Here is a 14520-nt window from a genome sequence, read left to right as displayed (position 1 = left end):
CTTTGTGGAACGATATAAGCTTTATGAAAACAGTATCTAGAATATTTTTACTTGTCGGTTTGTTAGTTTTGGTATCTTCCGTTGCGAATGCTCAGACTATAAGAAAACGTTTGACCACGGATCTTATGTTTGGTTTCAACTTTGCTTCTATGGATATCAAAGGTGCTAACATGTACAAAGAACCTAAAGTTGGTTTCACAATCGGAACTAATGTGAATTTTAAGATATTGCATAATATTCAGATACAATCAGGCCTTTATGTAACAAAGAGGGGACTCAGGCAGCATATCCGGAGAAGTGAGTATAATATAGTCGCAGATGTTGAATATTATGGTGATACTCTTCGTAATACAGCTGCAGATTATCTGCAGGTACCCTTATGTCTTGGATATGAAGTGTATCTCACAAAACATTTTGCAGTAAATTTCAACGCCGGAGGTTATGCCGCATACGGCTTTAAAGGTAAGAATAGGGGGGAGGCTTATGCTACAACTATTAAGAATGGAGTTGTGCAAGGTACACAAATTACAATACCCTCATATGAAGAAGAAACATTTGCCTTGAGAAAGTGGAACCGATGGGATTATGGTGTCTTGGGCCGGGTCGGATTGATATATGATATATGGACTATAAACTTAACCTATGAATATGGGTTTCATAATGTTGCCGATGATGGGCGGGATTTGAAAAATCGTAATATGTCAGTGACACTGGGCTTCCGCTTTTAAAAAACTGATAGTATAGCTATACCGGAGGAACTGAGATCCGGTTCTTTCCTTGTTTTATCAGAACCTTATAATTCTGCAAATCAGAACTTTTGTCCGGCTATTTTGTTTTATATTTACAGAATAAACAATAAATAAGTTGCGGTATGGAAGATTTGGTAAAGAGGCTTCAGTATGAAGTCGGACTCACAGAGGATGAGGCTATTAAGTCTATATCTGTAGTAAAAGACTATATGGATAAAGAAGGTCTTGATATAGATTGGGAAAAATTCTTTAAGGGAAAGAGCGAAGATTTTATAGAGAAGGCGAGGGAGTTATTCACAAATGTATCAAAGCAAACTCAGAGCTATACGGATAAAATAGTGGATAAAGTAGATAGCTTTGCTGATAAAGCGAAAAAGAGTGCTCATGACCTGAGCCAGAAAGCCGCAGACTTTTTTGATGAAAAGTGAACCCTGATTTTCAATGAAATCTCGAAATGAGATTATATAAGGCAAGAGGAGAATCTATTTACTCTCCTTTTTTCTTTTCTGTGATTTGATTGGGGTTCAGAGCATCTAATATTAGCTTATCGTAATCATAAATATCATCGGCATAATACAGGGCCTCGTCGTCAGGATACATAAATACAGTATAATAATCAATGAATAAGGATATCTTATTGTCTTTATCGATATTGATAATGTCGGGTAGTTTCTTTAACTTCTGTTCTTTAAGCAGCTTTTTACCTTCATCGGATACTGGCGGCTTATTTATACTATAGTAGAACCGATCCTTATAAATATCAGTTACAGGTGATACACAGAAAAATGCAAGATCAAACGGTTTCTGTACTCTTACGCACCCATGACTAACCGCCCTGTTTTTTCTGTTGAATGCCTGTTTACTTGGTGTGTCGTGAAGATATACAGAGAATGCATTATTGAACATGAACTTCACTAAGCCAAGTGAATTACCCCCTCCCGGATCTTGTTTGATGGTATAAGAGAACTTATCAGGATTGACATCCTTCCAATTTATTGACGATACATCTACTTCTTTGCCGCCTTTATACAGTTTCATGTTATGCCGTTCAATATATGTAGGATCTTTCTTTTGCAATACCGCAACTTCTTTTTGAGCTATACTTGTTGGCACATTCCATATGGGATTTAGGTTCATATAGCTGATATCGCTCTGCAGAAGAGGTGTCTTGTTTATTACAGAGCCGACACATACTCTTGATATCAAAGGGAGACTGTCACTCTTTGTATTACTCGCAACTAACATGGCAGAAGCCACATTTACCTCTATGTGCTTGTTATGTTTTGCTTTGGTCCGTTTCCAACGATACCTTTCCATGTTTGCACGTATCTTAGCTTGGTAATACTCGAAAGGCCTGTTTAGTGCGCTGATTGTCAGTTTGCCAACTTCTGCTTCTTCCGGATATGAATTTCGTCGTCTGAAAGTATTTATTGCAGCAAGTAATTCCTTATCCAGCTTCATGAGAAGACTGTCGCTATTGATCGAATCCGGTTCATATTCCCCGGTCAGTATAAGCCTGTCTGCAATAGCTCTAATGTGCTTACTCTTATCACCTAGTTTATAAGTAGCATCACCTGATACTATCTCTTTAAATCCTGTTTCTTGCCTGTTTTTTAAAAATTTGTATTCATCTATCAATTTTAGATAGATATCTTCTGAGGGTTGTGAATTGAGTACAGCTAAAATAGGGTCCTTTTTTATTTCAGTATATAGGCTATTATAGAATAAAGAATCGGGAGTGGAGGTGACAATATCATAGTCTTTCTTGTATAGACTTTTGGGATCGACAAAGCCGTATTTCATCCCCGTAATATATTTAATCGCAGACTTTGTTGATGTTTCCTCCAAAGCGATCATTATCTTATACACAGTATCCAGATTACTAACAAACGCACCAGAGTCTATTGCATCTGTCAATATTTTTATTTTTGACGAAGAAAATAATTCGGGTGACAATCCGTGCTCTTCAGCCTGATTCAAAATATCAATGAATGTATATAATCTTTTTGTATCGAGCGTGTCATGTATCCATACGGGATTGAACTCTGTCACAGTATATATTGATTTTAGTACGGAATCATTCGTACTACGGGCTTTTAGCGATTCTTGTAATATGTTGAGATCGAACTCCGGATAATTTCTTGCAAATTTGGATTGGAGGACCTCTTTTTTGTCAGATTCGCTGACTTTTGTATGTTCTTTCTTTTTACAGCTAACTATAAAAAATGAGAATATGAGAAAAGAGAACCAAAGGAAATACTTCATGGAGTAATAATGTGTCAAGTATGTAATTCGCTCGATTATTTTGACACAAAAATAATAAAACTTTATAAAATGACAATATACAAAATCGGCTTAACAAAGCAAAGTTGTAATCAAATCTTGAAATATTTATCTATATGTAAACAATCAGTAAATAAGGGTTGTCGATCAGGAGTTCTTTGAAAAATTTATGTGATATCGTTTATAGTAAATAGTAATTAATTTTTATAAAATCCATTTAGTTGGATAAAAGTAAAAAGGCTATTCGACTGAAAGAGTAGCCTTTTTATAAAAGGTAATATTTGTTATTTTTTCACACCGTTGCGAATCAACAATGCATCCACAGACGGTTCTTGTCCCCTGAATTTGACATACAGGCCCATAGGTTCCTCTGTGTTTCCTCTTTCGAGGATATTTTTACGGAACGATTCTGCTGTTTCTTTGTTAAAAATTCCGGTTTCTTTGAATAGGGCAAAAGCATCTGCATCAAGTACTTCAGCCCATTTATAACCGTAATATCCGGCCGCGTATCCGCCCGAGAATATATGACCGAATGAAGGAGACATGGCACTGCCATCTACCAGAGGCAGGAGAGCGGTCTTAGCCATCGCTTTACGTTCAAAGCCGATCACATCGCCCGTATATGGCTGGGTAAGTGTATGCCAGGCCATATCCAGGTATCCGAACGATAATTGGCGATAGCAGAGGTAACCAGCATTATAGTTCGCTGCATCCACAAGTTTCTTTACCAGTTCGGCAGGAATTTTCTCCCCTGTTTTGTAATGTACGGCAAACTTATCCAGATATTCTTTTTCTGTCAGCCAGTTTTCCATTATCTGAGAAGGAAGTTCCACGAAGTCATGTAAGACATTAGTTCCGGATAAAGATTCGTAAGTACACTTTGTAAGCATACCGTGCAATGCGTGCCCGAATTCATGCAGGAATGTTTCCACTTCATCAAATGTAAGCAGAGCAGGGTCTGTACCCGCCGGACGGGTAAAGTTCATTACAATAAGCACCTGCGGGCGAGAATCTTTACCTTTCTCTATATATTGTCCTTTAAATTCTGTCATCCATGCACCCTGCCTTTTTCCTTCACGCGGATGGAAATCCGTATAAAGCACGGAAAGAAAGTTACCTTTTTCGTCCAATACATCAAACGCTTCTACTTCACGATGATAAACAGGAATTTTAGTATTCTTTCTGAAAGTGATGCCATACAAATCGGTAGCCAGTCCGAATACGCCTTTCTTTACATTTTCCAGTTCGAAGTATGGACGTACCAGTTCGTCACTTACACTATATTTTGCATCTTTCAGTTTTTCGGAATAGTACGACCAGTCCCAAGGCTGAAGATCGATATCCTTACCTTCCATGCCTACAGCGAAACCTTCGACCATTTTCACGTCTTCGCGGGCAGCTTTGGTATAGGCATCGAACAGGTTATCGAGCAGTTCATATACATGCTTCTTGTCCTTAGCCATTTTGTTGCGTAATACATAAGTTGCGTAATCGGAATAACCCAGCAGATTAGCTATTTCCATACGGGTTTTGGCTATCTCTCTGACATTTTCCTGATTGTCGAATTCTCCGCCTGCGGCACATTGGCTGGTGTAAGCCTTATATAGCTTCTCCCTAAGGTCGCGGCGAGAAGAATATTTCATGAATGCAATATAGCTTGGAGCCGACAGATCGAATAGCCATCCTTCCTTGTTTTTAGACTTGGCTTTGGCTTCAGCAGCATCCAAAGCTATTTTAGGAAGCCCGGCAAGATCGGCTTTGTCTGTCAGCAACATTTCAAATTTGTTATTCTCTTTCAAGGCATTTTGTCCGAAAGTCAGGGTTAATTGACTCAATTTAGAAGATAATTCCTTATAAGTATCCCTGTCTTTGCCTGTGAGTGTGGCTCCTCTGTTTTCGAATCCCTGATATGTTTTTTCCACCAGACGGATTTGTTCCGGATTAAGGTTGGATTCGAACCGTTTATCATATACGGCTTTCACTTTCTGAAACAGCCCTTCGTTCAGGTTAATTTCATTCGAGTGTGCCGAAAGCTTCGGTTGTACCCGTTGTGCTATTTGCAGCATTTCGTCATTGCTTTCTGCACTCAGCAGATTGAAGAACACTGATGTAACACGCGACAGAAGTTTTCCTGATTCATCCAGCGGTACTATTGTATTCTCAAACGTAGGGACAGCCCTGATCATTACTATCTTGTTTATCTCCGTAGTATGGTCTTTAATACCTTTCTCTATGGCAGGTTCGTAATGTTCGTTTTTTATCTTATCGAACGGGGGGGTATCGTAAGGCGTTTTATACGCCGAAAAGAACGGGTTTTGAGCTTGAATTGTTGTCATCGCTATTATTAATAATAAAATAGATAATATGAGTTTTTTCATATAAATCAGGGTTTTTAAAGTTAATAAGTAATAGATAGAATTTGATAATATATTTTCGGTACAATTTAAACTGTTACTAAACCGGTCTGTGACTTTAGCCGTGTTGTAAACTGTTGTACCTTATAGATTGTTCACAGCGCAAATTATTTCCATTGAGTAACTTCATCTACAGAGAAACGTACCGTGTCTTTACCTTCTTCGGCAGCTTTCCCTATAGATAAAAGTAATATGGGAATATATCGCTTGGAATCAAGATTTAGGGCTTCGGTCAGTTCTTTACGCATAAATCCACCTATAGGATTGGTGTCATATCCGTAATTTTTAGCGGCAAGCATCAGCTGCATTGTCACAAAGCCACAGTCGAGCAGAATGGAATTTCTTAGTCTTTCCTCTGTATAACCTGCACCATAACCGGTAATGATTTCCAGCATTTTATTTTTGTGTTCCTGTGTCATTAAGTCATATTCCACATCGCCCGACAGTATTTTATCGGCAGAGGAATAATTGTCCATGTCACCATAGATGGCTATAATGGCGGATGAGGTTTCCCATTGCAATTGGTTGAACATCATATATGGCTTTATTAACTCTTTGCCTTTTTCGCTGTCGAAAATGAAAAAACGCCATGGTTGCAGGTTGAATGACGAGGGTGCAGTCATTGCATCTTGCAGAATATCGGACATTTCCTCTTTGCTGATTTTTATCGACGGATCATATTTTCTGATTGAAGTGCGTTCTGTAAACAGATTGTTGGCCTGATTCTTAACTTTCTTTAATTGCATAGTTCTCTTTTGGGATTAATAGACTCAGACAAAGGTATAAAAACTAATCTAAAAACTTTATCTTTGCCCATTAAATAAGATATTTGCGGAGATAGAATAGTCTGAAAAAGTTCTCTTGAGGAATATACTTTTTTTAATGTTTTTTCGTTATTAATTAACCAGTGTAATATAATAGAGTTATGATTGACTATATAAAAGGTGAAATCACGGAATTAACCCCGGCCTCAGTCACCCTTGAAACCTATGGCGTAGGATATTTTATAAGTATATCGTTGAATACATATTCGAGCCTGACCGGCAGGAAAAGTGCACAACTTTTCATTTACGAAGCTATAAGAGAAGATGCTCACCAGTTATTTGGATTTTTTGATAAACAGGAACGCGAGTTGTTTATGCTGCTAATCAGTGTTTCGGGTATCGGAGCCAGTACCGGGCGTATGATATTATCTTCGATGAACACACAGGAACTTGCTAATGTTATTGCCTCGGGAAATTCAGATATGTTGAAGACAGTGAAAGGTATTGGATTAAAGACGGCTCAGCGTGTAATCGTAGACCTGAAAGATAAGATAAAAGTAAGCGGAATAGAACAGGTCGATATGTTTGCGTCGGGGCATCCGTCGGGAGAAGAAGCTGTAGCTGCATTGGTAATGCTCGGGTTTACCCAGCAGGCATCACAAAAAGTTGTGGCTAAAATATTAAAGGATAAGGCTGATAGCACAGTTGAGCAGATTATAAAGACAGCGTTGAAGATGCTCTAAGTATGTAGTGTATTTTAACTTAGCAAGGCAATAGATAGGTTTGTGACCTTATTATCGGTTATTTTTTAGAGTTGAAAAGATATATCAAATATTCATTTGTAGTTACGCTCCTCATAAGTTCTGTAAGCCTGTTTTCCGGTATCACCGGTAAAGCAGATTCCTTTTTTGCTTATGCTGAAGAACTACAATCTCAGGATACAGTACCCCGTTATCCTGTAAAGAAAACACAGATAACTACATATGAGGATTTGAGAAATAACCCTCCTGCCGATCTGAAAACACCGTCTAATATTGAGACGTCGGTAGAATATGACCCCAATACAAAACTATACATCTTTCGCACCAAAGTAGGAGATCAGGAAATATCAACACCTTTTTCGCTTACCCCTAAAGAATATATGGACTATACGCTGAAACGTTCTATGTCCGACTACTTTAAGGGAAAGAATGTGGAAACCTACAACAATAAGGACGAAAAAGATGAATTCTCATTGAAGGATATAAAGCTGGATATAGGTCCGGCCGAGAAGCTCTTTGGTGCCGGAGGGGTAAAGGTGAGAACGCAGGGATATGTAGAGGCTACGATGGGAGTCAAGCATACAAGTACGGATAATCCGACTCTATCGGAGCGCAACAGAAGTAAAACAGCCTTTGAGTTTAATGAAGATATACAGATGAATGTAACGGCATCTGTCGGCGATAAGATTAATTTTGATATGAATTATGACACAAAGGCATTATTCGATTTTGATTCTAAAAAACTAAAATTGGCATATGAGGGAAAAGAAGATGAGATAATAAAACATATCGAAGCCGGAAATGTAAGCATGGCAACGACTAACTCCCTCATCAACGGAGGAACATCTCTTTTCGGGATCAATACAGAATTACAGTTTGGCAAATTACGTGTCAATATGGTTGTATCGCAACAAGAGTCCGAATCTCAAACTACAAGTTCGAAGGGAGGTATCCAAACCAATGAGTACGAATTCAAAGCCGACCAATACGATGCCAACAGGCATTTCTTCATATCCAACTATTTCAGGGACAACTATGATAAGGCGATGTCTAAACTGCCTTTTATTCAGTCGCCTGTCAATATTACAAATATTGAAGTATGGGTGACGAACAAGAGGGGGGATTACACGCAATCCCGTAATATAGTCGCATTTGCCGATATAGGAGAACATACAAAAATCAAGAATAGTAAGTGGACTGCCGCCATAGGTAAACCGGACAATCCTGATAATGATGCAAATAATCTATACGCTACCATTAAATCGGAAAAACCCGGAGCCAGGGATATATCCCAGATCACGGGCCTGTTTAGCGGATATATAGAAAGCGGCCTCGATTATGAAAAAATAGAGAGCGCCCGGTTGCTGACTCAGGCTGAATATACTTTTAATCCTCAATTGGGTTATATATCGTTAACTTCGGCTCTGCAAGCCGATGAAGTGCTTGCAGTAGCCTATACTTATACGGCTAATGGCAAGGACTATCAGGTGGGTGAATTGGCGACTGATATTGTAGATAAATATGATCCCGGCAATCCAAAATCCGGAGCTTTGTTTATAAAGCTGATAAAGCCCGTCTCTCTTTCTCCTCGTTCCTACACTTGGGATATGATGATGAAGAACGTATATAAGGTAAGTGATAATGCTGTTCAACAAGACCATTTCAGGTTGAATATATCTTATCAGTCAGACACTATAGGCACGTATATAAATTACATTCCGGAAGGTAATATCAGGAATGAATTGCTGTTGAGAGTCATGAATCTCGACAGGCTCGATTCCCGTAACAATGAAGTAACGAATAAAGAAGGTACTAAGGGTGACGGTATCTTTGACTTCGTTGAAGGATATACCGTTAAGTCACAGAACGGACGTGTTTTCTTTCCTGTGGTCGAGCCTTTTGGCTCTCATTTGAGGCAGAAGATAGGGAACAATACCATTGCGGATAAATATGTCTATCAGGAGTTATATGATTCCACGTTGACTGTTGCCCAGCAAATAGCAGAGAAGAATAAATTCAAAATATCAGGTTCATATCGCGGGTCAGGTTCCAGTAATGCCGAGATAGACCTTAACGCCACCAATATACCTCAGGGTTCCGTGAAATTAACAGCCGCCGGAGCTACATTGGTCGAAGGTGTGGACTATATAGTCGATTATATAGCGGGAAGAGTTACGATTATCAATCAGAATTTGCTGGATTCCAATACACCGATACAGGTTTCTTCAGAGGGGAGGACATTCAATATGCAGCGAAAAACCTTATTGGGGCTTAATCTGAGTTACGATATTTCAAAAAATTTCAATATTGGCGGTACTATTATGCACTACTATGAGAAGCCGCTGACGATGAAAACACAGATTGGTGACGAGTCTGTGAAAAATACTTTGTGGGGACTGAACACATCCTACAAAACAGAATCGATGTGGCTGACAAATCTTGTAGATAAATTGCCATTTGTAGAAGCGACCCAGCCATCTCAGATTTCGTTCAATGCCGAGTTTGCCCAGATGATACCCGGACATTATCAGAGTAAAGAAGCGGGAGGATATTCTTATCTGGATGATTTCGAATCATCACAATCGCGGATAGATGTGAAAAATCCTTATGCGTGGACTTTGGCTTCAACACCTTTTGGTGCTAAAGGTAAGGATAATAAGATATTATTCGAAGAAGCTAAATTGAGTAATCAAATTGAGTACGGTATGAACCGGGCCATGCTCTCATGGTTCATGATAGACAATCTTTTTACCCGTAAAGGTTCGTCTCTGACACCGAATCATATAAAGAATGATCCGGACCAATTATCCAATCACTTTGTACGGGAAATTAATATGTATGAGATTTATCCGAATAAGGATGTTCCCTATAATGAATCAGCGACTCTCCCGGCTTTGAATCTTTCCTTCTATCCCAATGAGAGAGGCCCTTACAACCTGGATGCAACAAATATAGATTCGGATGGAAAACTGAAGAATCCTGAAGCCCGTTGGGGAGGAATTACCCGCCGGATGGATGTACGTGATTTTGAAGCGTCGAATGTAGAGTATATAGAATTCTGGCTGATGGACCCGTTTGTTTATGACCGGACAGTTAAAGGGGGAGAGTTATATATAAATCTGGGGGAAATATCGGAAGATATTCTCAAAGACGGTAAGAAATTCTTTGAAAACGGGCTTCCTGTCAATGATGATCCCGATGCTGTAGAAACCACGGTATGGGGTAAAGTGCCAAAACGTCAGTCGACTGTCTATGCTTTTGACGATAATGCCGGAAGCGATGCCCGGAGAAAGCAGGATGTGGGGCTGAACGGGTTGAGCACAGAAGAAGAATTTATATTTGGTACATATAGTAAATATTTACAGGATTATGATGCCAAACTATCGGCGGCAGCAAGAGAAAAATTAAAAGCTGATCCGTTTTCACCATTGAACGACCCTGCCGGAGATACATATCATTTCTATCGTGGTGCCGATTATGACCGCGATGAGGTAAGTATTCTCGACCGCTATAAATACTATAACAATACCGAAGGAAATTCCCCTGATACGAAACAGACTTCTGAGAGTTACTCAACGGCTGCCCGGCCTGTGCCCGATGTGGAGGATATAGATCAGGATAATACACTGAATGAGACGGAAGCCTACTTTCAGTACAGGATAGAGCTTGATCCGAAAAAAATGAATGTCGGCGAAAATTACATAGCCGATAGCCGTAAAGTGGAAGTTCCGCTTCGTAACGGCACGCCTGGAGAAGTGACGTGGTATCAGTTTAAAGTACCTGTACGCCAAGGCGAAAAAATCGGGAATATTTCAGACTTTAAGAGCATCCGCTTTATGCGTATGTTCCTGACCGGTTTTAATCAGACAACATTTCTGCGTTTTGGTACATTACAACTAGTCCGTGGCGACTGGCGTACATACGAACAAACACTAAATAAAAATAACGAGCCGTCAGGAAATGGTACTCTTGATGTTGCAACAGTAAACATAGAAGAAAATTCGGATCGTAAGCCTGTAAATTATGTACTTCCTCCGGGACTTAGCCGCGTCACCGATCCCGATCAGGCGCAGATGACAAAGGAGAATGAACAATCGTTGTCTATGCGTATACACGACCTGAGTGCAGGGGATGCGCGCGCGATTTATAAAAATACATATTACGACCTCAGACGGTATAAACGCCTGCAAATGTTTACTCATGCCGAAGAACTTATTGATGGAGAGAAATTGGTTAGGGGCGACTTCTCTATATTTATTCGTCTGGGTTCTGATTATAAGAATAACTATTATGAATACGAGATACCATTAGTAATAACGCCGGAGGGTTCAACCGACAGGAATGTAGTATGGCCTAACGAGAATATGTTCGACTTTCCGTTAGAATTATTGAAAGATGTGAAACTGCACCGTAACAGGGAAAAGCGAAAAGCAGGTTCTACAGTTTCATATACAACACTCTATTACGAGTATGACCCTGATAAGCAAAACAACAGGGTAAGTGTAATTGGTAATCCTTCCTTATCCGAGATTAATGTGATAATGGTTGGCGTAAGGAATAACAGTACGGTGGTCAAATCGGGAGAAGTGTGGATAAATGAACTTCGCCTTACCGATTTTGATGAAGAAGGCGGGTGGGCTGCACAGGGAAATCTGAATGTGGCACTATCCGATTTAGGGACAATTAATTTATCGGGCCGGAAGGAAACAGTAGGATTCGGAGCCTTAGATCAGAAATTGATGGAAAGACGTTCCGATGATTATCATACATATAGTATTGCTGCTAACATAGAATTAGGTAAGTTCTTCCCGGAGAAAGCGAAAGTAAGTCTGCCTTTATATTATTCATATTCTAATCAGACGACTACGCCTAAATATGATCCGTTCGATCAGGATGTTACGCTAAAGGAAGCTTTGAGCATAGTGGAAACTAAAGCCGAAAAAGATTCGATAAAGAGTCTGGCTCAGGAGAAAACTACAACAAAGAGTGTGAGTGTAAATAATGTCAAAGTGAATATTCAGAGTAAGACCCCGATGCCCTACGACCCGGCAAACTTTAGTTTCGGCTATTCATTTAGCCAGAGTGAGACAAAGAATCCAACCACGGTATATGATGTTAGTAAAAATTATCGGGCGACATTCAATTATACATATAGTCCGATGGTAAAGACCTGGGAACCATTCAAAAATGCTAAAAGTAAGTCCGGGGCTGCGAAGTTTGCCCGGTCTTTAGGCTTTAATTATCTGCCGTCCAATATTGCCTTTAATTCAAATATTGTAAGGTACTATACCGAAACAGCCTTACGAGATATAGAAAGTTACAGGCTTGGAGGGGAAACTGCCAGCCAGTTCTTATCATGGAGCCAGTCTTTCTTATGGGACAGAGACTTTAATATCGATTGGGATTTTACCCGCAATCTGAAATTTTCTTTTCAGTCGGGAACCAGAGCCGAAATAGAAGAACCATATCTGCAAGTGAATAAAAAACTGAACAGGGATGACTATGACACATGGAAAGATGCCGTTATCCGTAGTCTGAAAAGTCTCGGGGACCCGCTTTCGTATCGCCAGACAGTAAAAGTTACCTATCAGCTTCCGTTCAAGAATATACCGGCTATGGACTGGGTTACATCTAATGCCGGTTATACGAGTGGTTATCAGTGGGAGCGTGGAGCGAAGATAGATAGTGTGGAGATTGGTAATACCATAAGTAATACAATGACGTTGGATCTGACAAACAGATTCAGTATGACCGCACTATATAATAAATCATCGTTTTTGAAAAGAATAAACGACCGTTTTGATGCAAAGAGGAGGCCGCAATCGCCCGGCCAGCGTCAACGGGAAAAGCGTGAACCTGAAAGACGTCGGTTTACTCAGGATATAATGCTGCACAGGGATACCACTACTACGGTTACTCATGGCCTCAATACAAAGAATATACAGGTAATTGCAAGAAAAGAAGGGAAGGTATATGCAGTGAAATTTAAGAAAATAGATGAGAATACAATACTGATAAACAATAAAGATTCTACTAATATACAACTGAGCATTGAGGGCAGATACAAGGAAGCCGGAACATCGAAACTATTACAGGATATAGTAGAATATTCAGCGCGTGGACTAATGTCGGTGCGCACATTAGGATTTAATTACTCAAGGCATAATGAAACGTATATTTCAGGCTTCAAACCGGGTATAGGTGATGCATTCGGTCAGAAAGGTTCCGATTATGGAATGGTTCCCGGACTTGGTTTTGCTTTTGGTTTTGAGGGAGGTGATGACTTTATACAAAAGTCGATAGACAGGGACTGGCTTGTCGGAAATACCATGAATGTATCGCCATCAGTATTTAACACGGCCGAAACATTCGAGTTCAGAGCGCAGATAGAACCTTTTAAGGACTTCAAGATAGAGCTGAATGCCAAGCATGAGAATAATAAGCGGACAGAAGTTCAGTATACTGTTTTAGAAGATGGGACCCCGAATACATCGAGAACATTCGGCGGGAACTTCTCTATGACTACTGTGGCTTTGTCTTCAGCCCTTAAAAGCAGTAATGCCGGAAATGGCTATTATTCAGCAGCTTTCGAAAAATTCCTTGTAAACAGGTATCGTATAAAAAACAGACTGGAGGCTAAATATAGGAATACATCTTATCCCGGTGGTGGCTTTATTAGCGAAAATACTCCGGGACTTATTGGTCAGCCTTATTCACCTGCCACTGGCGAGGTTGATATCAATTCTGCAGACGTGCTTATTCCGGCATTTATATCTGCTTATACAGGGCGTAGTGCAAATAATATTGCGCTTACAGCATTTCCGTCCTTATTATCTATATTACCTAACTGGACAGTGGCGTATGACGGACTAACCAGCATTCCCCTTATAAAAGAGAAATTTAAGAATTTACGGCTGAATCACGCGTATACCTGTTACTATCAGGTGAGTAATTATAATTCTTTCTCAAATTGGGTGCAGGCAGATGACGAACTGGGATATATACGTGATATACTCAGCGGGAATCCGGTGCCATCCTCACCATACAATATATCATCGGTTGGCATATCCGAAGTGTTTAATCCTCTGTTTGGAGTTGAAGGTACACTGAATAATAATATGACTATCAATACACGTTATAATAATGCACGTACTTTAACCTTAAATATGTCATCCTATCAGATCATAGAGTCGTTACAGAAAGAATTTGTAGTCGGATTCGGATATCGCATCAATGAGTTTAACCGCCTGATAGGATTAAGTCAGAAATCGACAGGACAATTCAATAACGATTTGAATATAAAAGCTGATTTATCTCATAAAACAGTTGAAGCCTTGCTTCGTAAGATACAGGAAGATTTTACTCAGGCAACAAGTGGCACGACTATTGTAACGTTAAAAATATCGGCGGATTATGCAATGAGCAGGTCTTTGACTTTGAGGGCTTTCTATGATCGTATTCTCAACAGACCATTAATTTCATCGTCGTCATATCCGACAACAAATAGTAATTTTGGAATAAGCTTAAAATTTATTTTGCTACAATAAAA

Annotated in this window: 7 protein-coding genes; 4 read left to right on the top strand and 3 right to left on the bottom strand. The window is 39.6% G+C overall.

Annotation, left to right across the window (positions count from 1 at the left end):
- The first annotated feature begins 23 nt into the window (after positions 1–23).
- Complete coding sequence (locus tag B3317_RS08845) at positions 24–728, top strand: porin family protein (protein ID WP_291110746.1); 705 nt, start codon at positions 24–26, stop codon at positions 726–728.
- A 143-nt stretch (positions 729–871) separates the two neighbouring features.
- Positions 872–1177 carry a hypothetical protein gene (locus tag B3317_RS08840; protein WP_291110745.1) on the top strand — a complete coding sequence of 102 codons (306 nt, stop codon included), beginning with the start codon at positions 872–874 and terminating at the stop codon, positions 1175–1177.
- A gap of 58 nt (positions 1178–1235) precedes the next feature.
- On the opposite strand, the gene B3317_RS08835 is transcribed toward B3317_RS08840, so the two are convergent.
- The 3 genes from B3317_RS08835 to B3317_RS08825 all read right to left on the bottom strand — a co-directional run bounded on the left by B3317_RS08835 (position 1236) and on the right by B3317_RS08825 (position 6192).
- A complete protein-coding gene (locus B3317_RS08835; RefSeq protein WP_291110743.1) occupies positions 1236–3014 on the bottom strand; it encodes a L,D-transpeptidase family protein in 1779 nt (592 codons plus the stop codon).
- Positions 3015–3316: 302 nt separating this feature from the next.
- Positions 3317–5410 (bottom strand): M3 family metallopeptidase, encoded by a 2094-nt coding sequence (locus B3317_RS08830; protein WP_291110740.1) that lies wholly within the window; start codon positions 5408–5410, stop codon positions 3317–3319.
- Between the two features lie 143 nt (positions 5411–5553).
- On the bottom strand, positions 5554–6192 hold the full coding sequence (locus B3317_RS08825) for a nitroreductase family protein (protein WP_291110739.1): 639 nt from the start codon (positions 6190–6192) through the stop codon (positions 5554–5556).
- 179 nt (positions 6193–6371) lie between these two features.
- Between B3317_RS08825 and ruvA the strand changes: the two genes are divergently transcribed.
- Positions 6372–6953, top strand: coding sequence for a Holliday junction branch migration protein RuvA (gene ruvA / locus B3317_RS08820; RefSeq protein WP_291110737.1), 582 nt, complete (start codon positions 6372–6374; stop codon positions 6951–6953).
- 71 nt (positions 6954–7024) lie between these two features.
- Positions 7025–14518, top strand: a complete 7494-nt coding sequence (sprA, locus tag B3317_RS08815) for a cell surface protein SprA (RefSeq protein ID WP_291110736.1) — start codon at positions 7025–7027, stop codon at positions 14516–14518.
- Positions 14519–14520: the final 2 nt, after the last annotated feature.

The organism is Dysgonomonas sp. UBA7710 (assembly GCF_002482385.1).
Taxonomy (GTDB): domain Bacteria; phylum Bacteroidota; class Bacteroidia; order Bacteroidales; family Dysgonomonadaceae; genus Dysgonomonas.
Note: the sequence above shows the minus strand (reverse complement) of the source record. Positions and strands in the feature narration are given on the sequence as shown.

Coding starts and splice junctions, on each gene's coding strand:
- B3317_RS08825 (WP_291110739.1), bottom strand. CDS start 6,192: ATGCAATTAAAGAAAGTTAAGAATCAGGCCAACAATCTGTTTACAGAA.
- B3317_RS08830 (WP_291110740.1), bottom strand. CDS start 5,410: ATGAAAAAACTCATATTATCTATTTTATTATTAATAATAGCGATGACA.
- B3317_RS08840 (WP_291110745.1), top strand. CDS start 872: ATGGAAGATTTGGTAAAGAGGCTTCAGTATGAAGTCGGACTCACAGAG.
- B3317_RS08835 (WP_291110743.1), bottom strand. CDS start 3,014: ATGAAGTATTTCCTTTGGTTCTCTTTTCTCATATTCTCATTTTTTATA.
- B3317_RS08845 (WP_291110746.1), top strand. CDS start 24: ATGAAAACAGTATCTAGAATATTTTTACTTGTCGGTTTGTTAGTTTTG.
- ruvA (WP_291110737.1), top strand. CDS start 6,372: ATGATTGACTATATAAAAGGTGAAATCACGGAATTAACCCCGGCCTCA.